Below are 26,598 nucleotides of genomic sequence, written 5' to 3'. Positions count from 1 at the left end.
GTGCGGTCCGTGCTGACTGCACGCTTCCAAACACGTCACTTCTTCCGAACTCAACTCGGTGGCAGGTCGTCGCATGCCGCAAGCTACCAATTGCGCACTATACGCTTACTTCTGTATGGCTACTTAACCAATGCGATAAGTAATGAATACAGAGCCTTGGCCCTGTTTTGATTAGGACCTGATAACTGAATCTTATCAGGTCTTTACTGGTCAAAGTAGCGACGTTGTTTACTCATTGCAACCTATTTGGGGTGAGTTAATACAGAATCTCATTGACTGTTTGAGTTCGATTTTTAATAATTATTTATGACTATATAATATCTTAAAATACCATACCTACTCCGACTCGTTTGCAACGCCCAAGCTTTAGCTTTTTGCACCTTCATTGACACGGCGGTAGTTCTGTGGTGCATGGCTTATAGTGTGGCAAACTCATGGCTTTCACTACCTCCAGCGCCTGGATTCTCCGGCTGATTATCACTTTCTGCGGGCACACTTGCAGGCTCACATGCCGCTTACCGATGAGTGCTTTGCGAATTTCCAGCCTTACCAGCACTTTTTGCGCAAGTACCTCGGTATCGCGCAGCAAGTGCCGCAGCATTTTATTGCCTCTTACCTGGGTAGCACGCCCGAATGGCTGAGCCGTGTGGGGCGGCAGCTATAAGCATTGCCAAGCGGCTGAGCTTCGCCCTGGCAGCGCCGCCTGCTCGGCTGCCCTTACGCGTGGCCCTGGCTAATTGCCCGGTATTCAGTGGGCGTCATGTGCTCCAACCGTCGAAACATGCGGGTGAAGTAGGCCAGGTTGCTAAAGCCTGCCTTGAAGCAAATCTCGGTAATGCTGATGGCAGGGTTTTGCAGGCAGCGCTTGGCCAGCCGCATCCGGGCCTTGATGATGTAGTCGATGGGCGAGAGGCCGAACTCCTGCTTGAAGGCGCGGAAGAAATTGGCTTGGCTCATGCAGGCCTGCGTGCTCAGCTCCTCGACACTGATTTTCTGGGCCAGGTTCTCCTTGATGTACTGCAGGGTGTGGGCAAAGCGGTTGGAGGAGGCCAGCACGGCCGTGTTGTGCTCGGTCAGGTGCAGGCGCTGCAGCTGCATGAGGCGCAGCAGCAGCTCCTTCACCGCAAAGTCAGCCAGCATGTCCTTGTTCTGGGAACCATCGAAGCCAATGCGTACTAGCTTGATGATGAGGGCTGTAATCTCTTCGTTGTTATAAAAAGCGTGCTGGCTGAGGCTGAGGTGCCACGGCTCGCCGTCGGTGCGCGGGTAAAACGCGTTGAGGTAATTGACCGTGTCGATGACTTGCAGCCGGTCGATGGCCAGGGCTACGCACTGAGTTGGCGTTTCGTCAGAGGCCTCGGGGAAGTCAATCAGCATTTTTAGGTTTGGGGGCACGACCATGGTATGGCCGGGCAGGTAGGCAAAGGCCTGCTGGTCGCGCAGGTGCATTACTTTTTTGCCGCGCAGCATGTTGGTCAGCACCAGGTCGCTGTACGACTGCGCTACCTGGTCACCGGGGGCCAGCGTTTCGAGGATGCTCAGCTCGTACTTCTCCAGCGTCTGCACCCGGCGGTGGTCGATGAGCGTGGTGAACTCGTGGGGGGCAGTGAGCGGGATGGAAGGCAGCAAGGGACCAGGGGCGAAAAGCAGGTGGAAAAGAAGGCGGATGGCAGCGACCAATGCGAAGCTTACGCAACGGCGGGCGCCCTAATAACCTGTCGGCAGGCCAAAAATGTTCTTGGCGAGGAGACTGCCACCGATTGCGCGCCTTGTGCAAGCCCCTGCTTTTTGGGCCGGCCGGGGGCGGCCATTGGCAAACGCCTCCCCCATCCGCGCCAGCCAAAAAACGTCCTTTGCCTTACCAAAACAGCCGGACCACCCCTAGAGACAGTCCGGCTGAGAGCTGAGCAGGTGAGCTACCTAGGCAGCGGCCGTTTCGGTTTTGACTTTTGGTTTGGTGCTCGGAATCAGGTTGTGGGGGTTAATCACAAACTTGCGCGCCACGCCTTTATCAAATTCCGCGTAGCCTTTCGGCGCGTCGTCAAGGCTGATAATTTCCACATTCACGGCCTTGGCAATCTGGATTTTATCGTAGAGAATGGCCTGCATGAGCTGGCGGTTATAGCTCATCACGGGCGTTTGGCCAGTGTGGAAGGAGTGGCTCTTGGCCCAGCCTAGGCCGAAGCGAATGCTCAGGTTGCCGGTTTTGGCAGCGGCTTCCTTGGCGCCGGGGTCGTCAGTGACGTACAGGCCGGGGATGCCGATGGCACCGCCCGCGCGGGTGATTTCCATGAGCGAGTTGAGCACGGCAGCCGGCACCTCTACCTTGGCCTGCGCGCCGTGGCCGCTGGCCTCAAAGCCCACGCAGTCGATAGAGCAGTCGATTTCGGGCACGCCCAAAATCTGGGTGATTTGCTCGGCCAGACTGGCGTCTTCGTTCAGGTCTACCGTTTCGCAGCCAAACGAGCGGGCGTGCGCTAGGCGCGCTTTGTTCATGTCGCCTACTATCACCACTGCGGCCCCTAGCAGCTGCGCCGACGCGGCGGCAGCCAGGCCCACCGGGCCCGCGCCGGCCACGTACACCGTGCGGCCAGGGCCCACGCCCGCCTTTACGGCGCCGTGGAAGCCGGTGGGAAAAATGTCGCTTAGCATGGTCAGGTCGCGGATTTTTTCCATCGCCTGGTCCTTATTGGGAAACTTGAGCAGGTTGAAATCGGCGTAAGGCACCATGACGTATTCGGCCTGGCCGCCTACCCAGCCGCCCATGTCCACGTAGCCGTAGGCACCACCAGCGCGGCCCTCGTTCACGGTCAGGCAGATACCGGTTTGCTGCTCTTTGCAGGTGCGGCAACGGCCGCAAGCCACGTTGAAGGGTACCGATACGAGGTCGCCCACCTGGAGGAATTCCACGTCGGCCCCTACCTCAATGACTTCGCCCGTGATTTCGTGACCCAGCACCAGGCCGGCGGGGGCCGTGGTCCGCCCGCGCACCATGTGCTGGTCGGAGCCGCAGATGTTGGTGGATACGACCTTCAGAATCACGCCGTGGACTATCTTCTTGCCCTTGGGGTTTTTCAGCTCAGGAAAATCAATGCTTTGCACCTCGACTTTGCCGGGGCCCAGGTAAACAACGCCTCTGTTGCTAGCCATATTGAGTTGGGTGGTTTTAGAGAATAAAAGGAAAAAGCGGCGGGCCCAGCCAGCCAGGCCCGCCGCTTTTTCCTGAACATGGAGAACGCTGCCTTACTGGCCGGCCACGGCGTTTGAGCCCGCTTCGGCTACGGTATGGTCGTTCTCGACCGTGTCGCCCGAGACGCCAATGGCGCCGATGATTTTGCCGCTGCCGTCCTTGATGGGCAGGCCACCGGGGAAGGTGATGAGGCCGCCGTTCGAGACCTCAATATTGAAGAGCGGGCCGCCGGGCTGGCTGGCCTGGCCAAGGTCACCGGTGGGCATATCGAAGAAGCGGGCCGTCTTAGCCTTCTTAATCGAAATGTCGAGTGAGCCGAGCCAGGCGTCGTCCATGCGGGCAAACGCCACGAGGTTGGCGCCGGCATCGACGATGGCAATGTTCATCTTGACGCCTATTTCGAGCGATTTTTGGTAGGCTGCCTGCACGGCAGCCTGCGCCTGTTCGAGGGAAATACCCATGGGTGTGGAGGGGAATAAGGTGGGAATGTAGCAAGGCCAGCCGGGGTAGCAGGCTGCCGTATGAACCAGGCTCCCTACTGGACGGTTGCGCCAAATCATAAGATTGCTAGGATTATGCAGTACTTTGCGAGGATAGTGCTAGTCCCCTCCGCCTAGTCTGGGGCTGGTTGTTACCGGGCGCTGAGGCCGACGGGTGCGGCGGCAGCCGTGGCGTACCCTGGCCCGGCATTCGCAGGCACCTCGCCGAGTTGTTTAGGGGCGGCCTCCTCATTTCATTTGGCTGGCTATAAAGCGCTAGCCCCTGGGGCAACACCTTGTTTTCAGGCCTCACCGCCCGCACTTCTTCCCCTATGATAATGCACGGGGGTAGGCCGCCGAGGGACCTTTGTCATGTTCTCTCGCTAGTAGAGAATCCTGAGGATATGGTCTTTTTGTCCAGCCACTAGTTGCGTTCGTCCATGTTAATCCTTTCGGAGAGGCAGCACCTTTGTTATGTCAATTCACCCAACCCCCACTTCCATGAAGAATGTAGGATTGCTGGTCCGGCTCGAAGCGAAGCCCGGTAAAGAGCAGGCAGTACTCGATTTTTTGACGGGCGGTCTGCCCCTGGCTCAGCAAGAGCCGGCTACCATAACCTGGTATGCCATTCAGCTGGGTCCGGCCACCTTCGGTATCTTTGATACCTTTCCGGATGAAGCGGGCCGGCAGGCGCATCTTAACGGTCCTATTGCCGCTGCGTTGATGGCCCAGGCGGCCGACCTGCTGGCCGTGCCACCCGTCATTGAACAAGTAGCTATCTTGGCTGCCAAATAATTGCCAGCCCCTAAAGCGACCTATGCCCAGGCATGGGTCGCTTTAGGGGCCGGTGGGCAGGCAGTCCAGTTGGCTAGCTAGTATTCTCCTCACGCGATGGCGATTGACTGTCTCCTGCTAACGCATCCGCACACGGGTGAATTAGCGTTTCGAAGCTACTCCTTTAGCGACGATACCCCGTTTAATTACTTGCAACGCAATAATTATTACTCCCTCGTTCTGCTTACGCAGGGTAGCGGCGAGCTACGCGCCAACTTTGCCACCTACCTGTTTGCTGGCAGTACGCTGTGTTGTTTTGGCCCGTACCAACCCTACACTATCCAAGCCAGCACCGCTGTAGCGGGCCTGGTCCTAGATTTTCATGCCGACTTTTTCTGCATCTACCGGCATCAGCAGGAGGTAGCTAGCAATGGCATCTTGTTCAACACCATTTTTGAGCCGCCCTTTTTCCCGGTTACAGCAGAGGCGGTGCGTGAATTTGCCGCCCTGGCAGCGCTGATGCAAGCGGAAGTACGGCGCCCGGAGGTGGCACAACAAGAGTCCATCGTATTATATCTGAAGCTCTTTTTGCTGAAAGCTATCCGTATCCGCACCGCACAGCCCGCCTTAGGCACCGAGCAGAACCCGTCTGGCCGGGAGCCCTGGCTGCTGCAGCAACTGCAAGAGGCCATTAATACGCACTACCGCCACCTGCACACGGCCGGGGAGTATGCCGACCTGTTACGAGTTCCCGCCCGAAGCCTAACGCGCCTAGTCAAGTCCCATTATCAGAAGACGCTCAGCCAACTCATCACGGAGCGAATCATTATGGAGGCCAAACGCGAACTGTACCTAACCAGTCAATCCGTCAAGGCTATCGCCTTCGCGCTGGGCTTCGGGGATGAACACTATTTCAGCCGCTTCTTCAAGAAAAATACGGCCGTATCGCCGCAGTTTTTTCGTGAATCAGTTGGGTTCGCAAAAGCAGAAGAAAGCTAGCGCTGTTGAGCTGCCAGCGGTTGGCTGGAGAAATCGTTTTTCCCAACCAGACCGCGGGCTTCCTTCTGTAGGCTGCTGGCTCCCAAAGAGTGCCCATACGGCGCATAGTAGATAAAAAAATTATAATTATATAGGTAATTTAGGTGTTTTTGAACAAATAGGGTAAAACCTCCGAGTCGTCCGGTTAGGGGGCGGCATTTCGGCTCGGTTGCCGCTGCAGTTTGGCCAGGTAGTTTTTCAGGGAGAGGTACTTGCCGTACTTCAGGTGCACGTCCACGATGGTGGTGAGCGGTACGCCCAGCGCATGCAGGTGCAGAATCCGCTCGCGGTCGGCGTCGTACATGGAGGGCTGCACCACACCCTTGGGCTTGCCCAGCACGATGCCCTGCTCGCGCCGCGCCCGCAAGCCTTCCTTCGTGCGCTCGGACACGAAGTCCCGCTCCAGCTCGGCCAGCATGGCGAAAATGGTGAGCAGGATTTTGTGGGTCATGTCGCGGTGATTCTGCGGGTCCAGGTCCAGGCCCTGCTTGACCAGGATCAGCCGGCACCGCTTCTGGTGAATCAGCTCCTCAATCAGGCCCAGCACTTCGCGCAGCGAGCGGCCCAGCCGGGAGAGCTCGGAGACGATGACCGTATCGCCGGCAGCAACCTTGGCCAGCAGCTCGGGCAGGCGGCGCTGCCCGGCGGTGCGGCGGGAAGACATTTCTACTTCAATCCACTCGTCGAGGGTCCAGCGGTGCTCGACCAGATAGCGGGCGATGAGGCTCTTCTGGCTCTCGGCCGATTGGGCGCTCGTGGAGACGCGGACGTAGCCAACTAGCATGGGCAAAACGGGCAGGGTAGCGATAAGGTAAATGCGCTTCGTAAAGGTACCGGTTTTCGATACCTTTACATGGACGTTAACGCTATCATTGGTGGGTAGAAATAACGGTCGTTAAGCCCATCGGTTTTCGCCCCCACTATGGCCACGCACCTGCGGATTCACCTGGGCAAGGAGCGTGAGCTCTACGAGCAGCCGCCCGTGGTGCCGGCGGCCGAGCAGGCGCGGGTCTTTGCCGTCCCCGCGTGGGCCGAGCCGCACCTGGCCCGGATGCTGACCCCGGCCAACCGCGTCGGGTTCATGCTGCAACTGGGCTACTTCCAGATCAGCCAGCGCTTCTACGTGGCCACGCGCTACCACGCGGCCGATGTGGCCTTCGTGGCGCGGCAGTTGGGCGTGGCCCCGGCCGAGTTCGCGCCCGCCCGCTACGCCGACGCCCGCTACTACGCCCACCAGCAGCTCATCTGCGACCAACTGGGTATCGGGCGCTTCGACGCGGCCGCCGCGGAACGGCTCTACCAGGAAGCGCTCCGCCTGAGCAGCCAGCACCTGAAGCCGGCGGCGGTCTTTGATTACCTGGTGCTGTTCCTGCACGAGCACCGCCTGGAGCTGCCCACCTACTTCGCCCTGGCCAACCTGATCACGCGGGCGCTGCTGGCCTTCGAGAAACGGCTGCTGCGCCGCGTGCAGCAGCACCTGCGGCCCGGTGAGCAGCGCTTGCTGGACCGGCTGCTGGCCGCCGACGACGCCGACGCGGAGGACCCGCGTGAGACGGCGGCCGACCGGCGCTACCCGCTTACCTTCCTCAAACGCATCCGCCAGGGGCTGCGCGCAGGCGAACTCCGCGAACGGGTCACGCATTTTGCCGCCCTGCGCCAGCTCTTCGCGCAGCTGCAGCCGCTCTGGCAGCGCCTGCGCCTGTCGGACCAGGCCATCACCTACTACGCCGAGTACGTGCTGCGGGCCCAGGCCGCGCAGCTCTACCGCCGTGACGAGCGGCGCTACCTCTACCTGCTCAGCTTCATGGTGCACCAGTACTACGAACTGGGCGATGCGCTGGTCGACACGCTGCTGCAGACCGTAACCAGTGTGGTGAACCAATGCCGCGAGCAGGTGAAGGAAACGCTCTACCAGCAGCGCACGGCCACCCAGCAGCTGACCAGCCAGGTCACCGGCCGCGGCTACCGGCACCTGCAAGCCCTGACCCAGATTCGTGCCCTGGTCGACGCCCCCGACGTGCCGGCCGAGCAGAAGCTGGCGCGCATCGACGCGCTGCTGCAGCGCCACCAGGTTACGGCCACGCAGCTCCGCGAAGACCACCAGCAGCTGGAGCAGTTGCGCGCGGCCACCGAGCAGCAGGCCGGCGAGGCCCTGTTCTACGAAGCGCTGGCCGCCGCCTCGCTGCGCCTGCAGACCAAGCTCGGGACGCTGGTGCGGGAGCTGGTCGTGGACGAAGCCACCACCCACGCTGAGCTGGGGCGGGCCGTGCGCCACTACCAGCAGCACGACGGGGCACTAGGCGCCCACGTGCCGATGGCCTTTCTTTCCCTGGCCCAGCGCGCCCACGTGCTCGACGACCAGGGCCGGTTGCGTACGTCCCTCTACAAAGCCCTATTGCTGGTGGAGATGGCCGCCGCGGTCAAGTCCGGCCAGCTCAACTTCACCTGCTGCTACCAGTACCGCGCCTTCGAGCACTACCTGCTGCCGGCCGCGCAGTGGGCCAGGCAGCGCGAGGCGCTGCTGGAACAGGCCGGCCTGGGGGCCTGGCGCGACTTTGCCACGGTCCAGGCGACGCTGCAGGAGCAGCTGCGGGCGCAGTTCGCCGCCACGAATGCCCACTTGGCCGAGGCAGCCAACCCGCACGCGCACCGCACCCCGACCGGGCGCTACCGGCTGACCACGCCCCGGCTGCCGGCCGAGCAGCCGCGCCTGCCGGCGCACTTGTTTCCCCGCCACCGGGTGGTGCCCCTGCGCGAAGTGCTCACCAGCGTGGCACGGCTCACGGGCTTCGACACAGCCTTCAGCTCGCTGCCCAGCAAACACGCCCGCACCCCGCCGCCGCTGTCGCAACTGCTGGCCGCGCTGGTAGGGCTCGGCTGTAACCTGGGATTACGCCGCCTGGCCCAGGTTGCCCCGCAGGTGGACGAAGCCGCCTTGCAACGGCTGGCCAGCACCCACTTCACGCTCGACAACCTGCGCCAGGCCAACGAACTGATTCTGGACTTCACCCGACAGCTGCGCCTGCGCGAGGCGTTCCGCTTCTCGCCCAACGTGTTGCACAGCAGCAGTGACGGGCAGAAGGTCGACCTGGCCGTGGATTCGCTGGCCGGCAGCGCCTCGTTCAAGTACTTCGGCAACCGGCGCGGCCTGACGGCCTACTCCTACGTGGACGAGACGTTGCTGGTCTTCGACTCGACCGTGTTCAGCGCCGCCGACCGCGAGGCCACGCATTTGCTGGAGGGACTGCTGCGCCACGCCCAGCGCCCCACCGACGTGCACAGCACCGACACGCACGGCTACACCGAAGTCATCTTCGCCGTGACCCGCCTGCTGGGCATTGCCTACGAGCCGCGCATTCGCCAGCTCACCAACCAGCAGCTCTACAGCTGGGAACCCGTGTCCACCCACCGCCAGCTCGGCCAGACGCTGCTGCCCGACGCGCGCCTGGACCCCGAGCGCATCGCCCGGCACTGGGATGAGGTGCTACGCCTGGTCGTCACCCTGAAGCTGCGCCACAGCGAGGCCTCGCGCCTCTTCGGCCGGCTCAACTCCTACGCCCGCCAGCACCCGCTCTACCGGGCCCTGAAAGAGCTGGGCCGGCTGGTCAAAACCGAGTTCCTGCTGCGCTACGTCGACCAGGTGGAGCTTCGCCAGCGCATCCAGAAACAGCTCAACAAGGGCGAAAGCGCTCATCGACTCGCCCACGCCGTCTGGCACGGGCGCAACCAAGAGTTTCACGCCGCCACCCGCTCCGAGCAGTTGGTGGCCGACACCTGCAAGCGCCTGCTGATGAACGCCATCATCTGCTGGAACTACCTGCACCTCTCCCAGCACCTGGCCGGGCTACCGCCCGACCAGCAGGCCGCCGCACTGGCCACGCTCTCGCCCTCGGCGGTGCTCTCCTACCGCCACCTGAACCTGCACGGCGAGTACGACTTCTCCGACCAGCCCCTGCCGGCCGACGCCCCGTTCGACATGGACTTGATCAGCACCTGGCAGCCACCGAGCAAACCGGCGTAGCGCCGAGTCGGAGGTTTTCCCCTATTTGTTTAACAACACCCTACTTTGCGCCCATGTCCGATTTTCGTCTGCGCGTATTTGCCGCCGTGGCCCGGCACCTGAGCTTCACGAAGGCCGGTCAGGAGCTGTTTGTGAGCCAGCCGGCCGTCACCAAGCACATCCGCGAGCTGGAAGCCCAGTACGGCCAGCGCCTGCTGGAGCGGCGCGGCAACCGCGTGAGCCTCACCGAGGCCGGCCGCCTGCTCCACGCCCATGCCGAGGCCGCCGCCGCCGCCCAGCAGCAGCTCGAAGACCAGCTCCTGGCCCTGCGCGACCCCGAAGAGGCCGCCGGCCGCCTGCGCCTGGGGGCCAGCACCACCCTGGCCCAGTACGTGCTGCCGGGGCTGCTGCCCGCCTTCCAGGCCCGCTACCCGCAGGTGCAGCTCTCGTTCCTGAACGCCAATTCCGAGCGCATTGCCGACGCCCTGCTGCGCGGCGAGCTGGACCTGGGCTTTGTCGAAGGCCGCACCAAAAGCCACGACCTGCACTACGAGCTGTTGCTGCCCGACGAGCTGGTGGCGGTGCGCCGCGCCACGCCCGGCGGCCCGCCCGCCGCACCACTGTCCCTGGCCGAAGCCCTGGCGCACCCGCTGGTGTTGCGCGAGCGGGGCTCGGGCACGCTGGAAATCCTCGAATTTGCCCTGCGGGCCCAGCACATCAAGCTGAGCAGCCTTCCCGTAGCCCTTTACCTGGACAATACGGAAGCCATCAAGCGCTACCTCGAAGCGGCACCGGCGGCCCTGGGCTTCGTCTCGCGCCGGGCCCTGGACCGCGAGGTGGCAGCCGGGCTGCTCGAAATCGTGCCCATCGAAGGGCTGCACCTGGCCCGGCAGTTCGAGGCGCTCTGGGTGCAGGGACAGGTGCTGGCCCGGCCGGCCCAGCGGTTTCTGAGCTTCGTGCAGGGGCAATTCAAGGGAGCTAAATAAAGGTTGGTGATGCCGGATAACCATTCGGTATCCGCTGGTAATACCACTTTAGCAGCCGCTCACGTACCATTGCAGCGTAGCGCGGACCGGGTGGTTCGCATCTCTTCATCCTACTTGCTTACCCTCATGGAAAACACCCCGCAGCCCACCCCCACCAATGAGCAGCCCGCCGACGAGCAGGCCGCCCACGACGGCACCCCGCACTACGGCGACTTTGGCCACCCGGCCGACCCCCACGCGCCCCGCCACTACCAGGCCCCGACCAACGACGGCTCGAACGATAACCCCGACGAGTTCAGCGAGTTTCGGGGCCAGCACGCCGCTGCTACCGAGCACTACTGCATGCCCGAAGCCATTGCCGACCCCAGCCAGCAGCGCGGGCACGTGGAGCAGAACCAAGCGACGGAGGCGGTGCAGGCGGCCGAAGACGGCACGCCCGGCGAGCAGAAAGCCGCCTATGCGCTTGATGACCCGCGCATGGCCGGCGGCGACGTCTATGATTTGAACGACGAGCAAACCGGCTTGTAAGCCCAATACCGCCCGCTACTGATGGCCACCGGCCGGCTCGTGCGCTACGGGCCGGCCGTTGGCGTTTTAGCCGGTGGGATGGCTATGCTGGCTCCTAAAGTCAGTACGCGGCCGATGGGCTGCTGAGGGCACAAATAACTTTTGGTTATGCGGGATAACACTATTGGATAATCCTTTGCGTAGGGGTCGCCGTATATTTGCCTCAGAAACAACCCCCTCCCGCTCATGGCACTCCCGGTTCATCCCGCTACTCCGCAAGCCCCCGATTCGCCGCTTGCTCCCGCTCCGGCGCAGGAGCCGGCCGCTCCCGAATTCAACGAAACCACGGGCGTCTTCCGCCACCTGCACACGCCCCGCGTGCTGTTCGGGCAGGACTTTACGCTGAAGCAGGTGGTGTTCGTGCTGTTCTTCGTGTTCTGCCTTACGCCCTGGGCCTCGCCACCCATTGCCCTGGCCCTGGGCTTGGTGCTGGCCCAGACCATCGGCAACCCCTTCACGACCCAAACCAAAAAGGCCACGGCCAAGCTGCTGCAGTTCTCGGTTATCGGGCTGGGCTTTGGGATGAACGCCCACGCGGCGGTGCAGGCCGGCAAGGAGGGCATCATTTTCACGGTCGTCTCCATCTTCGGCACGCTGCTGCTGGGCCTGGTGGTGGGCCGCTGGCTGGGGCTGGGCAAGCACGTGGTGCACCTGATTTCGTGCGGCACCGCCATTTGCGGGGGCTCGGCCATCGCGGCCATCGGGCCGGTGCTGCGGGCCAAGGACGAAGAAATGTCGGTGGCCCTAGGCACGGTGTTCGTGCTCAATGCCGTGGCCCTGTTTGCCTTCCCGCCCATCGGCCACGCGCTGGCCATGACGCAGAACCAATTCGGGCTCTGGTGCGCCATTGCCATCCACGACACCAGCTCGGTGGTGGGCGCGGCGGCGGCCTACGGCAACCAGGCCCTGGAAGTGGCCACCACCGTGAAGCTGGCCCGGGCCCTGTGGATTATCCCGGTGGCCATCGGCACGGCCATGATTTTCAAGCAGAAAGGCGTCAAAATCACCATTCCCTACTTCATCTTCGGCTTCATCGCCGCCATGCTCGTCAATACCTTCGTGCCCGCCGCCAAGCCGCTGGGGCCGGTGATGGTGAACCTGGCCAAAATCGGCCTCACGGTGACGCTGTTCTTTATCGGCGCGGGCCTGTCGGCCAAGGTGGTGCGCTCGGTGGGCATTAAGCCCTACGTGCTGGGCATCCTGCTCTGGGTGGTGATTTCGACCGGCTCGCTCTACGTGATTCTACACACGGTATAGCTGCCTAACCGGGGCAGAGCGGCCGAATGGTAGCGCCTGCTTTGTCCGATTTAACTCATTGACTGTCTGCATTCCGTAAAACAATATGTTTTGCGCGCTGGCTGGCCTTTGCCGCCTGTTTCACCTCTCTCCCTGGCCTCATGGAAACCACTCCCGACCCCTCGCCTCGCCTGCAGCCGGAAGACAAGCAGGCCTTCATCAAAATCGCCGGCCTGCTGACCTGGGTGATTGCCCTGATGGTGCTGGTGGTAGCCGTGACGGCCTACGTCGTCATCTTCAACCCCAAAACACCCGACCTGCTGGCTGATGCCCCAGCCACGACGACGGCCGCCGCCGCGGGCGAACCGGCCGTCGCCAGCGGGGCCGAAGCGGGCAAAACCGATTTCTTCCTGCCCGCCCGCTTTCTGCTGGATAGCGTGAAGCCCGACCCGGAGGGCCAGCTCATCCGCTACGGCTACGAGCTGATTGCCCACACCGCCCACTACCTCGGCCCGCAGGTGGCCAACCCGGCCCTGCGGCTGGCCGGCAGCAACCTGGCCTGTCAGAACTGCCACCTGCAGGCCGGCCAGAAGGCGTTTTCGGCCCCCTACGTGGGCATCTGGGGCATTTACCCCACCTACAAAGGGCGCGAGGATGCCATCAGCACCCTGGAGGACCGCATCAACGGCTGCATGACGCGCAGCCTCAACGGCCGGCCCCTGCCGCTGGATGGGAAGGAAATGAAGGCCATGGTGACGTACATGAAATGGCTGGGCCGCCAGGTGCCGGTGGGGGAGAAGGTGAAGGGCCAGGGCTTTGTGAAAATGACCATGCCCAACCGCGAGGCGAATTTGGGGCAGGGCAAAATCGTCTTCGCCCAGCAGTGCGCCAGCTGCCACGGGGCCAATGGCCAGGGCCACCTGAATGGGACGCTGGCCGCCGATGGCTACCAGTACCCGCCGCTGTGGGGGCCAGACAGCTACAACGACGGGGCCGGCATGCACCGCCTGCAAACGGCGGCCCGCTTTATCAAGGCCAACATGCCCTTCGGGGCCACGGCCGAGCACACCATCCTCACCGATGATGCCGCCTACGACGTGGCGGCCTACATCAACTCGCTGCCCCGGCCGCGCATGGCCCACCTGGAAAAGGATTACCCCAACCTGAAAAAGAAGCCCGCCGACTGCCCCTACCCGCCCTACACCGACCAGTTCACGCAGCACCAACACCAGTTTGGTCCCTACGCGGCGATGGAAGTGGGCAGGAAGGGCGGCGAGTAGCCTTGCTCAAGTCCATCATCGCCTCTCGTTTTCACGCAACCCGCACCCCGTTCGGCCGGTGCTCTTACCCCAATTCCCATGAAACACCTGCTGCTGACCGCCGCGCTGCTCGCCGGCCTCACCCTTTCGGCCCGAGCCCAGACAACCGCCACCACGAATGCCACCGCCATGAATGACCGCGAAGCCTTTCAGAAAGGCACCTTCCAGGGGGCTACGGCCGACCAGGCCCAGTACCACGTCATCTACCAGCTCGACAGCGACGACCCCAAGCTCATCCAGCAGACGCTGCGCAACATCGGCAACGCGCTGGAGGATACGCGGCTGAAAGGCAAGCTCACCGTGGAGCTGATTGCCTTCGGCGGGGGCACCGCGCTCTACCGCAAGGACCAGCCCTACGAAGCCCAGCTCACGGCCCTCAAGCAGAAAGGCGTGATTCTGGCCCAGTGCCTAAACACGCTGAAGGAAAGGAAAATCAGCAAGGACGAGCTGCTGCCCCTGATTTCCTACGTGCCCAGCGGCAACGGTGAGCTGATTATCCGCCAGGCCCAGGGCTGGTCGCTGGTGCACCCGTAAGCGCCGGGCTCCCCGCGGCTTTCGTGCTTTTCTCCGCTTTCCTTACCCCAACCCCATGAAACTCCTTCCGCACCTGCTGCTGGCGCTGGCACTGGCCGCCCCGGCTGCCCTTTCCGCCCAGACCATGCCCACCCAAAAGCCCACGCCGCCCGAGCCGGCCCACCGCTTCGACCCGCCCTGGAATGCGCCGTTTCAGGCCGGGGTGCCCTTCACGGTGCCGGGCATCGACAATGCGCCCGACCTCTACGGCGACGTGGTGGACCCGCAGCTGGTGGTGTTTTTCGGGGGCAACCAGTTCATGGTGCTCGATGACCTGCTGAAGGAATTTCGCAAGGCCCACCCCGAGTACGTGCGGATTTTCGTGGAGACGCTGCCGCCCGGCATCCTGGCCCAGCAGATTGCGCAGGGTAGCCTGGTGCTGGGCAATATGCGCATCGAGCTGAAGCCCGACGTGTACGCGGCCGGCAAAAACCGCATGGACATGACGCCGGAGTGGTTTGCCCGCACCACCAGCTACGCCCAGAACCGGCTGGCCATCCTGGTGCGCCAGGGCAACCCCAAGAAGGTGACCAGCCTGCGCGACCTGGGCCGGCCCGAGGTGCGGGTGAGCATGCCCAACCCCGAATGGGAAGGCATCGGCAAGCGCATCGAGGAATCGTACGAGAAGGCCGGCGGCGCGGCCCTGAAAACGGCCGTGATGACCACCAAAGTGAAAGCCGGCAGCACCTACCTGACCCAGATTCACCACCGCCAGTCGCCCCTGCGGGTGCTGTATGACCAGTCCGACGCGGCCCCGGTGTGGTACACGGAGGCCTTTTATCAGAAAATGCTGGGCCACCCGGTGGAAACCGTGGCCATCCCGGCCAAGGAAAACATCCTGGCCAACTACGTGGCCGGGGTGATGAAAGCCGCGCCCCACGCCAAGGCAGCCGAGGACTTCGTGGCCTTCCTGAACAGCCCCGCCGGGCAGGCCGTGTACCAGAAATACGGCTTTTTGCCGCCCGTTAAGTAACGCCTTGCTACCCATGAAAACGTCCCTGCTCACCCTGCTCCGCCGCTTCGCGCTATTGCTCATGTCTCCTGCTCTGCTCGCGGCCGCGCCGGCCGCCGCCCAAACCCTGCACGTGTACGGCCCCGGCGGCCCGGCCACGGCCATGAAGGAGTGCGCTGCCGCCTTCACCAAGCAAACCGGCCTGGCGGTAGAGGTCACGGCCGGCCCCGAGCCCAAGTGGTTCGAACAGGCCCAGCAGGATGCCGACGTGGTGTACGGCGGGGCCGAGTACATGCTCACCCAAACGGCGCTGGCTCACCCCGGCTTCCTCGACGAAGCCAGCCGCACCAGCCTCTACGCCCGCGAGTCGGCGGTGCTGGTGCGCGCCGGCAACCCGCTGCACATCAAGCGGCTCGAAGACCTGGCCCGGCCCGGCGTGCGCCTGCTCGACGTGAACGGGGCCGGCCAGATGGGCATGACCGAGGACATGGCCCGCAGCAGCGCCCTCATCGCCAACCTGCAGCACAACACCAAAACGTCGGTGAAAACCAGCGCCGAGGCCGTGGACCTCTGGCAGCAAAAGCCCCAGGACTACGACGCCTGGATTACCTACGCCTCCTGGCAGCCGCGCCTGCCTGGCTCGGCCCTGGTGCGCCTGCCCCGCGGCCAGCGCGTGTACCGGGGCACGCCCATCGCCCTGACCCAGCGCACCACCCAGGCGGCCACGGCCCGGCAGTTCGTGGCCTTTCTGCAGTCGACCGAGGGGCACGGCATTTTCCGCCGCCACGGCTGGGAATAGGGCTGCTCACGGCCGGGCACCGGGCGGGCCGGGTTACCAGTCTCTTTGTGTTTCACGCTTTTATCGCCGTACGCCATGGCTGACTTCCCCCTTATGCCCCTGCCGGACCCCGCTGCGGGCTCCCTAGCGGTTCCCGTGCCCGTCGCAGCCGATGCTGCGACGGCCCATGAGGCCCCCGAAACGCCGTCGTGGCTGTTTCGCTACGTGTTTAGCCAGGACCACAAGACCATTGCCAAGCAGTACCTGCTCACGGGCATGGCCTGGGCGCTGGTGGCGGGCACGCTCTCCACGCTGTTTCGCCTGCAGCTGGGCTGGCCGGAAGGCTCGATGGCGTGGCTGCGGCCGGTGCTGGGCCACTGGATTGTGGAGGGCAAGCTCAACCCCGAGTTTTACCTGGCCCTGGTGACGATGCACGGCACCATCATGCTGTTTTTCGTGCTCACGGCGGGCCTCAGCGGCACGTTTTCCAACCTGCTCATTCCCCTGCAGATTGGGGCGCGGGACATGGCCTCGGGCTTCATGAACATGCTCTCGTACTGGTTTTTCTTCCTGTCGAGCGCCGTCATGTTTGCCTCGCTCTTCGTGGAAACCGGCCCGGCGGCCGGCGGCTGGACGGTGTACCCGCCGCTTTCGGCCCTGCCGCAGGCCATTGCCGGCTCGGGCCTGGGCCAGACGCTCTGGCTCGTGAGCATGGTGCTCTTCGTGGTGAGCACGCTGCTGGGCGGCGTGAACTACATCACCACCATTCTCAACCTGCGCACCCGGGGCATGAGCCTGACCAAGCTGCCGCTCACCATCTGGGCGTTTCTGATGACGGCCATTCTGGGGGTGCTCACGTTTCCGGTGCTGCTGGCCGCGCTGCTGCTGCTCGTGTTCGACCGCTCGTTTGGCACCTCGTTCTTCCTCTCCGACATCTACATCGCCGGGCAGGCGCTCAGCAACCAGGGCGGCTCGCCGGTGCTCTACCAGCACCTGTTCTGGTTTCTGGGGCACCCCGAGGTGTACATCGTGATTATGCCGGGCATGGGCATCGTGTCGGAAATCCTGGCCACCAACGCCCGCAAGCCCATTTTCGGCTACCGGGCCATGATTGGCTCGCTGGCGGGCATCCTGCTGCTCTCGTTCGTGGTGTGGGGCCACCACATGTTCGTGACGGGCATGAACCCCTTCCTGGGCTCGGTGTTCATGTTCCTGACCCTGATTATCGCCGTGCCCTCGGCGGTGAAGACGTTTAACTGGCTGGCCACGCTCTGGCGGGGCAACATCCGCTTCACCACGGCCATGCTCTTCAGCATCGGCTTCGTGAGCTTGTTCGTGGCCGGCGGCCTCACGGGCATCGTGCTGGGCAACGCCACGCTCGACATCCAGCTGCACAACACCTACTTCGTGGTGGCCCACTTTCACCTGGTGATGGGCTCGGCGGCCTTCTTCGGCATGTTTGCGGGCGTGTACCACTGGTTCCCGAAGCTGTTCGGGCGCATGCTGAACGAGAAGCTGGGCAACCTGCATTTCTGGCTCACCTTCGTGGGCGTGTACCTGGTGTTCATGCCCATGCACTACCTGGGCATTGCCGGCTTCCCGCGCCGCTACTACTCCTGGACGGGCTTCGACATGTTCTCGCAGTTTGCCGACCTGAACCGACTGATTTCGCTGGCGGCCATCGTGGTATTCCTGGCGCAGTTCGTGTTCCTGTTCAACTTCTTCTACAGCATGTGGCGGGGCCGCCGCGCCACCCAGAACCCGTGGAACTCGACCACGCTGGAGTGGACCACGCCCGTGGACACGCCCCACGGCAACTGGCCGGGCGAAATTCCGGCCGTGTACCGCTGGCCCTATGACTACAGCAAGCCCGGCGCAGCGGCCGACTTCATCCCCCAAACCGTGCCCTTCTCCCAAACCCCGGAGTCGAACCTGCCGCAGGAGCAGGCCCTGCCAAGCCAGGCCCGCGGAGAATAATTTCCCCCGAAACCACCTGGTTTTCCCGCTACTAAAAGGGCCAGGCCCTACATTTAACCCCGTACTTTTTCGCTGCTCCGATGTCCCCAACCCGCCGTTTTTCCTTCGCCGCCGCGCTCGCCCTGTTGGGCCTTAGCCTGACCACGCACGCCCAGCAGGGCGATAAGATGCTCAAAAAAGAGGGCAAAGTCGACGCCAAAATGGTGCGCGAAAACCGGCGCGCCCGGCACGACGGCCACGTCACGCACGGCGAAAGCCTGAGCAAAGAGCCCAAGCTGGTCAAAAAAGACGACAAGCGGGACCACCGCCGGACGGCTTCGCCCCGTTAGCCCGTGGCCGCGCCGCACGCCCCGCCCGTAGCCTACACCGCCGTGGCGGCCCAAAACCTGCGCCGCATCGAGTCGCTCAGCGACGGCGTGTTTTCCATCGCCATGACCCTGCTCGTGCTCAACCTGCGGGTGCCGGCCGCCGCCCTCGTGCGCACCGAGGCCGACGTGGGGCCGGCCTTGCTGGAGCTACTGCCCAGCATCGGGGGCTACGTGCTGGGGTTCCTGTCGCTGGGCATCTTTTGGGTGTGCCAGAGTACGCAGTTCACCTACCTGGAGCACAGCGACCGGCGGCTGGCCTGGTGGCACATTGCCTTTCTGCTGGTGGTGGGGCTGCTGACGTTTTCCACGGCGTTTCTCACCACCCATTTCCCCCTGCGCGGGGCGGTGCTGGTGTACTGGGCCAACCTGCTGCTGGTGGGAGCGGCCCTGCTGGGCAGCTACCGCTACGCCGAGCGGCACAGCCTCTTGCGGGCCGTGGATGCGGCCGTGAGTCGGGCGTTGGTGCGCCGCATCGGGCTGATGCAGGTGCTCTACGCGGCGGCGGCCGGGCTGTGCTTCGTGAGCGTGTATGCCGGGGCTATCCTGCTGCTGCTCGTGCAGCTCAACTACGCCCTGGGCCTAGTGGCCGACCGCTGGCTGGGCGACTGAACCAATTGGGAACGTGCCGGCCAGCGGCGCGTACTTGTCTAACAGCCTGCCTTTCCCAACGCCATGCGCATCACCAAATACATCCACTCCTGCCTGTTGTTCGAGCTGGACGGCCAGCAAATCCTCTTCGACCCCGGCAAGTTTTCTTTCAACGAAGGCCTGGTCAAGCCCGAGGTTTTCAAGGACGTTTCCGTCGTCCTCATCACCCACGACCACCCCGACCACCTCGACGTGGAAGCGCTGCAGAAAATCGTGGCCCTGCGCCAGGCCGTCATCGTTTCCAACCGCGAAGTGGCCGCCAAACTGAAAGCGCACGGTCTGACGGTGCAAATTCACGAGGAAGGTCCGCTGGATTTAGGCGCGTTTCAGCTGCTGGCCATCCCGGTGCAGCACGAGGCCATTCTCGATAGCCCGCTGCCCCAAATGACGGCTTGGCTGGTGAATGGCAAGGTGTTGAACCCCGCCGATTCCTTCGCTGGGAACCTTCTCCAGTTTGCGGGGATAGAGTTGCTAGTGCTGCCCGTCACCGCGCCCTTCCTCACGGAACTGGTAGTGGCCGACTTTGCCCTGAAGATGCGGCCCAGGCAGATTCTGCCGGTGCACGATGGCTACCTCAAGCCCTTCTTCGTGCAGCAGCGCTACGAGAATTACGGGCCCTATTTCGAAAAGCAAGGTATCGTATTTCATCGCCTGGGCGAGCCGGGCGATGCCATTACCCTTGCGTAGTCTCTCCCTCTGTTCTGATGTCTGCGACAACTCCCATCCCTTCACTTCCTCTTTCGGACCAACTGGCCTTGCAGCGCACCCGCCTGGCCAACGAGCGTACTTTGCTGACCTACGTGCGCACCAGTCTGGCACTGGTGGGCTTTGGGCTGGCCTTGCTGCAATTTCACCCCGAGCGGGGCGGGCGGCTGGGCTACTCGGCGCTGGCCGTGGCGGCCCTGGTGCTGGCAGTCGGCCTGTGGCGCTTTCGGGTACATCGCCGGCAACTGGCCACCTGCCAGCTGGGCGAGAACTGAGGCCGCTTAGCTGAGCGTCAAGTCCCAACCTGCTCGGGGTTGAAATGACCATCGCGGCCCTGTCACCACCGGCTGCTCCGGCGCCGTGGGTGCCGGGCAGGAACGGGGCACCCCTGAGGCATTGGCCTTGGGCGCGCACGACATTCGCCGCTGAATAACCACCGCCGAAACCACCGTGAGGCCCCCGATGGCCGCCAGCGCCGCTGGGAGCCCGAACGCATCGGCCAGCCCGCCCGTCAGCAGCGCCCCGATGGCATAGCCCATGTCGCGCCAGAAGCGGAAGATGCCCACGCTGCGCGCCCGCTGCGGGGCCGGGGCGTATTCGGCCACCGCCGCCAGAAACGTGGGGTACACCAGGGCCGTGCCCGCGCCGAGCAGCGCCGCCAGCAGCACAAAGGCGGGGTAGGTGTCGGTAAACAGCATGGCCAGCAGCACGACTCCTTGCAGCAGCATACCCCAGAAGAGCAGGTCTTTCTTGCAGAGCCGGTCGGCCAGCGGGCCCGTCAGCAGCTGGCCCAGGCCCCACACGGCCGGGTACACGGCCGCCACCGTACCAATCTGCGTCAGTGTGAAGCCCTTGCTGGCCAGCAGCAGCGGCAGCAGGCCCCACACCAAGCCGTCGTTGAGGTTGTTGATTAAGCCCGCCTGCGTCACGGAGCCCAGGTTGGGGTGCCGCCAGCTTACGTCCCAGAACGACAGGCGGGGGCCGGTCGGCGTGGCGGGGGCCTGCGCCGCTTCCAGGGCCACGTGAACTCGGGTGTCGCGCACCAGCAGGCTGCCCAGCAGCCCCAGCACCGCCAAGGAAATGCCCAGATAAAACGGATAAGGGCGCAGACCGTACTCCGTGGCCAGCCACCCGGAGGCAAAGGCGGTAGCCCCCACGGCCAGGTAGCCAGCCGACTCGTTTAGGCCCATGGCCAGGCCGCGCTGTTTCGGCCCTACCAGGTCCATTTTCATGACCACCGTGCTCGACCAGGCCAGGCCCTGGTTCAGGCCCAGCAGCACGTTGGCGAAAATCACCCAGCCCCAGCTCGGGGCCCAGAGCAACAACAATGGCACGGGCAGCCCGAAGGCCCAGCCCAGCACCAGCAGGTTTTTGCGTCCCATCCGCCCGGCCCAGGCGCCGGCGTAGTAGTTAGCCACGGCCTTAGTCAAGCCGAACACCACGATGAAGGACAGAATGGCCGAGCGCGCCACCAGGTGAAACTCCTGCTCAGCCAGCCGGGGCAGAATGGTGCGTTCCAGCCCCACCATGCCGCCCACGAAGGCGTTGACGAGCACCAGCAGCGCGAACTGCCGCCAGTTGGCGCGCAAACCGAGTTGAGTGGGCATCTTGTAGCTCTGCTTGATTACAACGAACATCTTATACCCCCGCCAGCGGTCGGGTTTTCCTCCGCTAGCCGGCCAGCTGCACCGAAAGTGGCACCGCCGCCATGAGCGTTTTGTGGATGGGGCACTGGTGGGCCACGCGCAGCAGGCGCTGGAGCTGCTCGTCACTGAGCTCGCCCTGCAGGCGCAGCACCACGTCCAGCCGGGTAATCACCTGCCGCTCGTCCCGCTCAAATGTCACCACGGCTTCGATGTCCCGCAAGGGCCACTGGTTGCGGTCGGCGTACATCCGCAGCGTGATGCAGGTGCAGGCGCTGAGCGAGGCGGCAAGCAGCTCGCCCGGGGAGGGACCCAGGTCTTGGCCGCCGCGGTCGGCGGGCTCATCGGCGAGCAGCGTGCGGCCCCGTTCCAGGGAAATGGCGGTGCGGTAAGGGGCAGCATCAAGGCGGCCGGTGAGGGTGGTCATAGAAGGGCAGGGGTTAGAACGGCAACGTAGGCAACGCCTTTAACGGCAGGAAGCATTGGGCCGGCTGGGCGAAGGCGAGCGGTCGTGACGAGTGGTCGGTAACAGTTCAGTTAGGCAGCTTTTCGCGCAGCGCGCTGTACGTCCAGGTGCCCGCCAGCGCCGCCAGAATCATGACTGCGGCCGCCGGCACGCCGCTGCCCAGCTGCGCGAACAACGGGCCGGGGCAGGCCCCGGTAATGGCCCAGCCCAACCCGAATAGGAGGCCGCCAATCCAGACGCCGTGGCTGAATTTCTTGTCGGCAATCACGATGGGTTTGCCACCGAGGGTTTTCAGGTGATTGCGCTTGATGAGCTGAATCGAAATCAGCCCCACTACCACGGCCGAGCCGATGACGCCGTACATGTGGAAAGCCTGGAAGCGGAACATCTCCTGAATCCGAAACCAGCTGATGACTTCGCTTTTGGTGAGAATGATGCCGAACAGTGTGCCCAGCACCAGGTACTTGAGGTATTTCATGGGGCGTATTAAAACAGCAGCGGGTAAATCAGCCAGGTCATCAGCAAACCGCCGGCAAAAAAGCCGATAACGGCCACCAGCGACACCCATTGCAGGTTCGACAGGCCCGAGATGGCGTGGCCCGAGGTGCAGCCGCCCGCGTAGCGCGTGCCGAAGCCCACCAGAAAGCCGCCCAGCACCAAAAAGAACCAGCCCTTCCAGTTCGCCAGGTTATCGAGCGCAAACAGCTCGCGCGGCAGCAGCCCGGAGAAGTCCGTCAGGTGCAGCTGCGCCTTCAGGTCGCGCACGGTTTCGGCCGAGATGCCCACCACGTCCGGGTGGCCCATGAGCCGGTAGCCGATGAAGCCGCCCAGCGCAATGCCGAGCACGAACATCAGGTTCCAGCTTTCGGCCCGCCAGTTGTACTGCAGGAACGGAATGCCGGCCGGCACGCAGGCGGCGCAGATATGGCGCAGCGAGGAGCTGATGCCCAGCGCCTTGTTGCCCACGAGCAGCAGGGCCGGTACCGTGAGGCCGATGAGGGGCCCGGCCACGTACCAGGGCCAGGGCTGTTGCAGAAGTTCAAGCATAAATCAAGCGCTAATAAGTGCCCCGGTCGCTCGACGGAGCGGGGCACACGAGAGAAATTGTGAGCGGCCTATGCGTTAGCGCGTGGTCAGCGGCTCGGGCCAGTCGAGCACGCCGCCGAGCAGGTTGGCAACGTGTGTGAAACCGGCCTTTGCCAGTTGGTCGGCCGCTTTGGCCGAGCGCGCCCCGCTGCGGCAGTACACGTAGGTGGGGGCCTGCTGGTCGAGGCTGGCCACGCGCTGGGCAAAATCGGGCGCAGTCACTTCGATGTTCACCGCGCCGGGCAGGTGGCCTTGGGCAAACTCGTCGGGCCGGCGCACGTCCAGCAGCACCGCGCCGGGCTGCCGGATTTCGGTGGAAAACTGGGCCGGGGGCAGGTTGTGATAAGCCGGGGCGGAGGATTTCAGGAAATTGAACATGGGAAAGAATAAAATAGATTAAACGGGGGTGTCAGGCCTTAGGCGTGAACGGCCCCGGCCAGCACGGGAAAAGACTTTACGGCCTCGCCCAAATCGAAGACCGACGTGCCCGGCAGGGCCGGGGCCACGATGCTGCTGCCCGCCGCCGAGCGGTAGCCGCCGGCGCAGTGCACCACCACCGGCTTACCGGTCGGAATTTCCCCGGCCCGCTCGCGCAGTTCCGGCAGCGGAATGCTCAGCGAGCCGGCAAACAGCGGCTCGTGGGCGTGCTCCGACGGGTTGCGGATGTCCACGACGGTGTAGCGGTCGGGGTGGGCGCGAAACGCTTCCACGTCCAGCGCCGGCATCGTTTCCTCGTGGCCCGGCGAGCCCACCCGCGCGCCCAGAATCAGGGGCTCGTAGCCAATTTTGGCCGTTTTGCGAATCACATCATCCAGCACCGCCCCGTCGGCGGCCAGGAGGTAAAACCGTTCCGTCGGCCCTACGAGGGAGCCCAGCCAGGTTTCAAATTTGCCCCCCTGCTGAATGTTAATCGCCTGGGGCAGGTGGCCGCGCTTGAACTCCGCTTCGGGGCGCGTGTCGACGATGACCACGCCGGCCGCCAGGGCCTCGCCTACGGCCAGGCGCGGCACCCGGGCCACGCCGGGCGCGAAGTCGGGCGCGCCGGCCTTGTTCAGGTCCACGTCGTAGCCGAAGTACTTGGGAATGAAGGGCTGGTCGGCCAGCAGCTCCTGCACGAAGGCCTCCTCGGATTGGGGTCGCAGGGCGTAGTTGCCGTTTTTCTCGGCCCCGATGGTGCTGCTGCTGGCCGTGCTGGTGGCCTTGCTGCAGAGCGAGCCCGCACCGTGGGCAGGGTACACCAGCACGTCGTCGGCCAGCGTCATCAGCTTCTCGCGGGTGCTGTGGTACAGCTGCTTGGCCAGCTCTTCGCGCTTGGCGGTCAGGTTGCCGGCCTTTTCGCGCAGGTCGGGCCGCCCCACGTCGCCGATGAGCAGCGTGTCGCCCGTGAACACGGCCACGTCCCGGCCCTCCCGGATGAGCACGGTGCTCACCGAATCGGGCGAGTGGCCGGGCGTGTTCAGGGCCCGGAAGGTGAGCTTGCCCACCGTGAACGAGTCGCCGTCGTCAAACGCTTCGTGCGCGTACTCGGCCCCCAGCAGCTTGCTCACGCGGATAACCGCGCCGGTATGTTGCGCAACTTCGCGGTGCGAGGAGACGAAATCGGCGTGGGGGTGGGTTTCGAGCACGGCCACGATTTGTGCGTCGTGCTGCCGGGCGAAGTCGTAGTAGGGCTGCGGGTCGCGGGCGGGGTCCACCAGCACGATTTCCCGGGCGCACTCGCTCAGGATGGCGTAGGAGAAGTGGGCCAGGCCCTTGTCTTCAAACTGTTCGATTTTCATGGGAAGCAACGAAAAAACGGGTGAGAGAATCGGGAGGTGAGAAGGCGGAAAAGGAAGCGTTATGCGTGGTGAAACAGCAGCTCCTTGGTGAGAATAAACGTGCCCATGGCCAGCGTAAACCAGCCAAAAGCGGGCTTGAGCTTGGCCCCCGGAATGAAGCGGGCCAGGTAGGTGCCCAGCACGATGCCGCCGAGGGCAAAGGCCAGGAAGCCCAGCAAAAACGGCCAGGCGATGGGCGTGCCCGCGCTCAGGTCCCCTGTGAAGCCAATGAGCGAGTTCAGAGCAATAATGGCCAGCGATGTGCCCACGGCCAGCTTCATTGGCAGGCGCGCCCCCAGCACCAAGGCCGGGATGATGAGAAAGCCGCCGCCCGCCCCCACAAAGCCCGTGAGCGTGCCCACCACCAGGCCAATGGTGAGAATGAGCGGGTAGTTAAAGGTGTGCTTGTGGTGTAGTTCCTCCCCCAGCACTTCAACGGCCTGCTTGCTGCGAATCATGGAGGTGGCCGCCACCACCATCAGCACGGCGAAGGCCACCAGCACCAGCAGGTCTTTGGTAAAGACGATGCTACCCATCGTGAACAGCACGTGCGGAATGGCCGGCATGAGCACCTTGCGCACCAGAAACACCGCCGCCAGCGAAGGCAGCAAGAACACAATGGCCGTGCGCAGCGACACCAGCCTCTTGCGGAAGTAGCCCGAAGCCCCCACCACCGAGGTAGAGCCCACCACGAACAGCGAATAGGCCGTGCTCAGCACCGGGCTCACCCCCATCAAATACACCAGCACCGGCACTGTGAGAATGGAGCCACCCCCACCCATGATGCCCAGCGAAAGGCCAATGAAAATGGCGGCGAAGTAGCCGAAGTAATGGAGCATGAGCGGGGGATGTATGAATTTATGAAAGGGTGTTCATGTATTGCGGCAAAAAAAGCCGCGATTCCTATAGGAAAGTGCACGCGGCCAGGCACTGAATCACGTCGATGACTTCGCGCATTTTCAGGGCGTAGTAGATGTTTTTGCCCTCGCGGGAGCTGCTCAGGATGCCTTTGAGCTTCATGCCCGTGAGGTGGTGGGAGAGCAGGCTTTGCTCCACGTTCAGCTTTTCGCTGATGTCCGACACCGACAGGCTGTCGGTGGCCGCCAGCAGCTGCACGATGGCAATGCGGGTGGGGTGGGCCGTGGTCTTGAGAATAAAGGCCACCTTCTCCATCTTCTCGATGTCGAGGCCAAGCTCAATGGGGGCGGGGGAAGCGGCGGTCGTCATAGGTTGAACAAATGTATGAACATTTGTTCATGCTTACAAGTATTGTCCGTATCTTTGTTCCAGCAAGTTCATTTTTTCTCGCTGGCCTGCTCCCGGGTCAAGCGCCCCAAGGGCCGCGCGGCGGCCCCGGCCAATTCCTTAAGCCCCCGTTATGAACCGTAAGAACTTATTGCAGTGGCTTCCCTGGGTCCTGTTCGCGCTGGTCCTGTTCACGCCCCTGCGGCCTATCGTACTCGGCGGCGTGCAGCGCGGCCTGCTGGCCACCGGCCTCTGGAAAGCCGAAGTGCCCGCCGCTCCAGCCGCGGTGCCGGTGGTGCTCACCAGCGGCACCGCCTATCCCCACAACCTGCCGATGGTCACCCTCGACGGCCAGCCAGTTAACCTGAGCGAGCTGAAAGGCAAAGTCGTGTTCGTGAACCTGTGGGCCAGCTGGTGCCCGCCCTGCCGCGCCGAGATGCCCGGCATCGAAGCCCTGTATAAAAAAATGGACCCCGCGAAGGTGGCCTTCGTAATGCTCTCGCTCGACGATGATGCGGCCAAGGCCCGGAAGTTCGTTAAAAGCCAGAGCTACACCTTTCCGGTGTACCTGCGCACCGGCAACCTGCCCGCGCCGTTCGATTCCAACTCCATTCCCTCCACCGTCATCCTCGGCCCCGATGGGCAGGTGGCCGCCCGCCACGATGGCATGGCCGAGTACGACACGTCCGAGTTTAAAGCGGCGCTGGAGAAACTTTCCCGCTGAGCCGCTTCTGCTGCAAAGTCCCCACCA

Annotated in this window: 29 protein-coding genes; 17 read left to right on the top strand and 12 right to left on the bottom strand. The window is 63.7% G+C overall.

All coding sequences use genetic code 11. The features are described from left to right. Positions 1 to 508 precede the first annotated feature (508 nt). The gene (locus tag EI290_RS18680) at positions 509 to 664 is read left to right on the top strand and encodes a hypothetical protein (protein ID WP_183405510.1); all 156 of its coding nucleotides are present in this window, start codon (positions 509 to 511) and stop codon (positions 662 to 664) included. A 53-nt stretch (positions 665 to 717) separates the two neighbouring features. Here the strand turns inward: EI290_RS18680 and EI290_RS18675 are convergent, their stop codons facing one another. From EI290_RS18675 to EI290_RS18665, 3 genes are all read right to left on the bottom strand, one after another. Further along, the gene (locus EI290_RS18675) at positions 718 to 1,629 is read right to left on the bottom strand and encodes an AraC family transcriptional regulator (RefSeq protein ID WP_167855343.1); all 912 of its coding nucleotides are present in this window, start codon (positions 1,627 to 1,629) and stop codon (positions 718 to 720) included. A 291-nt stretch (positions 1,630 to 1,920) separates the two neighbouring features. Beyond that, complete coding sequence (gene fdhA, locus EI290_RS18670; protein WP_089334450.1) at positions 1,921 to 3,150, bottom strand: formaldehyde dehydrogenase, glutathione-independent; 1,230 nt, start codon at positions 3,148 to 3,150, stop codon at positions 1,921 to 1,923. Between the two features lie 93 nt (positions 3,151 to 3,243). Next, positions 3,244 to 3,651 (bottom strand): GlcG/HbpS family heme-binding protein, encoded by a 408-nt coding sequence (locus EI290_RS18665; protein WP_089334453.1) that lies wholly within the window; start codon positions 3,649 to 3,651, stop codon positions 3,244 to 3,246. 519 nt (positions 3,652 to 4,170) lie between these two features. Here EI290_RS18665 and EI290_RS18660 point away from each other — a divergent pair. Beyond that, positions 4,171 to 4,464 (top strand): putative quinol monooxygenase, encoded by a 294-nt coding sequence (locus EI290_RS18660; protein WP_125433176.1) that lies wholly within the window; start codon positions 4,171 to 4,173, stop codon positions 4,462 to 4,464. A 96-nt stretch (positions 4,465 to 4,560) separates the two neighbouring features. Beyond that, positions 4,561 to 5,442 (top strand): helix-turn-helix domain-containing protein, encoded by an 882-nt coding sequence (locus tag EI290_RS18655; protein WP_125433175.1) that lies wholly within the window; start codon positions 4,561 to 4,563, stop codon positions 5,440 to 5,442. A 184-nt stretch (positions 5,443 to 5,626) separates the two neighbouring features. On the opposite strand, the gene EI290_RS18650 is transcribed toward EI290_RS18655, so the two are convergent. After that, complete coding sequence (locus EI290_RS18650; protein ID WP_125433185.1) at positions 5,627 to 6,265, bottom strand: recombinase family protein; 639 nt, start codon at positions 6,263 to 6,265, stop codon at positions 5,627 to 5,629. Positions 6,266 to 6,403: 138 nt separating this feature from the next. Between EI290_RS18650 and EI290_RS18645 the strand changes: the two genes are divergently transcribed. The 13 genes from EI290_RS18645 to EI290_RS18585 all read left to right on the top strand — a co-directional run bounded on the left by EI290_RS18645 (position 6,404) and on the right by EI290_RS18585 (position 19,865). Then, entirely contained in the window at positions 6,404 to 9,502 is a 3,099-nt protein-coding gene (locus EI290_RS18645) for a Tn3 family transposase (protein WP_125433174.1), read from the top strand. 53 nt (positions 9,503 to 9,555) lie between these two features. Then, positions 9,556 to 10,467 (top strand): LysR substrate-binding domain-containing protein, encoded by a 912-nt coding sequence (locus EI290_RS18640; RefSeq protein WP_125433173.1) that lies wholly within the window; start codon positions 9,556 to 9,558, stop codon positions 10,465 to 10,467. A 126-nt stretch (positions 10,468 to 10,593) separates the two neighbouring features. Continuing rightward, entirely contained in the window at positions 10,594 to 10,995 is a 402-nt protein-coding gene (locus EI290_RS18635) for a hypothetical protein (RefSeq protein ID WP_125433172.1), read from the top strand. 225 nt (positions 10,996 to 11,220) lie between these two features. After that, positions 11,221 to 12,291: a YeiH family protein gene (locus EI290_RS18630; protein WP_215906430.1), complete on the top strand. Its 1,071-nt coding sequence runs from the start codon at positions 11,221 to 11,223 to the stop codon at positions 12,289 to 12,291. Positions 12,292 to 12,431: 140 nt separating this feature from the next. Beyond that, positions 12,432 to 13,550, top strand: a complete 1,119-nt coding sequence (locus EI290_RS18625; RefSeq protein WP_125433171.1) for a c-type cytochrome — start codon at positions 12,432 to 12,434, stop codon at positions 13,548 to 13,550. A 78-nt stretch (positions 13,551 to 13,628) separates the two neighbouring features. Further along, positions 13,629 to 14,123 carry a DsrE family protein gene (locus EI290_RS18620; RefSeq protein ID WP_125433170.1) on the top strand — a complete coding sequence of 165 codons (495 nt, stop codon included), beginning with the start codon at positions 13,629 to 13,631 and terminating at the stop codon, positions 14,121 to 14,123. A 55-nt stretch (positions 14,124 to 14,178) separates the two neighbouring features. Continuing rightward, positions 14,179 to 15,135, top strand: a complete 957-nt coding sequence (locus tag EI290_RS18615; RefSeq protein ID WP_125433169.1) for a molybdate ABC transporter substrate-binding protein — start codon at positions 14,179 to 14,181, stop codon at positions 15,133 to 15,135. Positions 15,136 to 15,148: 13 nt separating this feature from the next. Further along, the gene (locus tag EI290_RS18610; RefSeq protein WP_125433168.1) at positions 15,149 to 15,913 is read left to right on the top strand and encodes a substrate-binding domain-containing protein; all 765 of its coding nucleotides are present in this window, start codon (positions 15,149 to 15,151) and stop codon (positions 15,911 to 15,913) included. Between the two features lie 75 nt (positions 15,914 to 15,988). Continuing rightward, positions 15,989 to 17,869: a cytochrome c oxidase subunit I gene (locus tag EI290_RS18605; RefSeq protein ID WP_246008999.1), complete on the top strand. Its 1,881-nt coding sequence runs from the start codon at positions 15,989 to 15,991 to the stop codon at positions 17,867 to 17,869. Positions 17,870 to 17,949: 80 nt separating this feature from the next. Then, positions 17,950 to 18,198, top strand: coding sequence for a hypothetical protein (locus EI290_RS18600; protein ID WP_125433167.1), 249 nt, complete (start codon positions 17,950 to 17,952; stop codon positions 18,196 to 18,198). Between the two features lie 3 nt (positions 18,199 to 18,201). Further along, a complete protein-coding gene (locus tag EI290_RS18595) occupies positions 18,202 to 18,846 on the top strand; it encodes a TMEM175 family protein (RefSeq protein ID WP_125433166.1) in 645 nt (214 codons plus the stop codon). Positions 18,847 to 18,909: 63 nt separating this feature from the next. Further along, positions 18,910 to 19,572 carry an MBL fold metallo-hydrolase gene (locus EI290_RS18590; protein ID WP_125433165.1) on the top strand — a complete coding sequence of 221 codons (663 nt, stop codon included), beginning with the start codon at positions 18,910 to 18,912 and terminating at the stop codon, positions 19,570 to 19,572. Positions 19,573 to 19,589: 17 nt separating this feature from the next. Then, complete coding sequence (locus EI290_RS18585; protein ID WP_125433164.1) at positions 19,590 to 19,865, top strand: YidH family protein; 276 nt, start codon at positions 19,590 to 19,592, stop codon at positions 19,863 to 19,865. A gap of 6 nt (positions 19,866 to 19,871) precedes the next feature. Here the strand turns inward: EI290_RS18585 and EI290_RS18580 are convergent, their stop codons facing one another. From EI290_RS18580 to EI290_RS18545, 8 genes are all read right to left on the bottom strand, one after another. Beyond that, complete coding sequence (locus EI290_RS18580) at positions 19,872 to 21,197, bottom strand: MFS transporter (protein WP_125433163.1); 1,326 nt, start codon at positions 21,195 to 21,197, stop codon at positions 19,872 to 19,874. 64 nt (positions 21,198 to 21,261) lie between these two features. Then, a complete protein-coding gene (locus tag EI290_RS18575) occupies positions 21,262 to 21,660 on the bottom strand; it encodes an OsmC family protein (RefSeq protein ID WP_125433162.1) in 399 nt (132 codons plus the stop codon). Positions 21,661 to 21,766: 106 nt separating this feature from the next. Continuing rightward, positions 21,767 to 22,177, bottom strand: a complete 411-nt coding sequence (locus tag EI290_RS18570) for a DUF6691 family protein (protein ID WP_125433161.1) — start codon at positions 22,175 to 22,177, stop codon at positions 21,767 to 21,769. A gap of 8 nt (positions 22,178 to 22,185) precedes the next feature. Beyond that, complete coding sequence (locus EI290_RS18565; protein WP_125433160.1) at positions 22,186 to 22,746, bottom strand: YeeE/YedE family protein; 561 nt, start codon at positions 22,744 to 22,746, stop codon at positions 22,186 to 22,188. A gap of 75 nt (positions 22,747 to 22,821) precedes the next feature. Next, positions 22,822 to 23,163 carry a rhodanese-like domain-containing protein gene (locus EI290_RS18560; protein WP_125433159.1) on the bottom strand — a complete coding sequence of 114 codons (342 nt, stop codon included), beginning with the start codon at positions 23,161 to 23,163 and terminating at the stop codon, positions 22,822 to 22,824. Positions 23,164 to 23,201: 38 nt separating this feature from the next. Then, complete coding sequence (locus tag EI290_RS18555) at positions 23,202 to 24,563, bottom strand: MBL fold metallo-hydrolase (protein ID WP_125433158.1); 1,362 nt, start codon at positions 24,561 to 24,563, stop codon at positions 23,202 to 23,204. Positions 24,564 to 24,622: 59 nt separating this feature from the next. After that, on the bottom strand, positions 24,623 to 25,441 hold the full coding sequence (locus tag EI290_RS18550) for a sulfite exporter TauE/SafE family protein (protein WP_125433157.1): 819 nt from the start codon (positions 25,439 to 25,441) through the stop codon (positions 24,623 to 24,625). Positions 25,442 to 25,505: 64 nt separating this feature from the next. Beyond that, positions 25,506 to 25,829 carry an ArsR/SmtB family transcription factor gene (locus EI290_RS18545; RefSeq protein ID WP_246008998.1) on the bottom strand — a complete coding sequence of 108 codons (324 nt, stop codon included), beginning with the start codon at positions 25,827 to 25,829 and terminating at the stop codon, positions 25,506 to 25,508. Positions 25,830 to 25,980: 151 nt separating this feature from the next. Here EI290_RS18545 and EI290_RS18540 point away from each other — a divergent pair, with 151 nt between their 5' ends. Continuing rightward, positions 25,981 to 26,571, top strand: a complete 591-nt coding sequence (locus EI290_RS18540; protein WP_125433156.1) for a TlpA family protein disulfide reductase — start codon at positions 25,981 to 25,983, stop codon at positions 26,569 to 26,571. The last annotated feature ends 27 nt before the right edge of the window (positions 26,572 to 26,598 follow it).

It is taken from the genome of Hymenobacter metallilatus (genome assembly GCF_003944705.1).
Taxonomy (GTDB): domain Bacteria; phylum Bacteroidota; class Bacteroidia; order Cytophagales; family Hymenobacteraceae; genus Hymenobacter; species Hymenobacter metallilatus.
The sequence above is the reverse complement of the archived record's forward strand: the minus strand, read 5'-3'. Positions and strand labels throughout refer to the sequence as shown.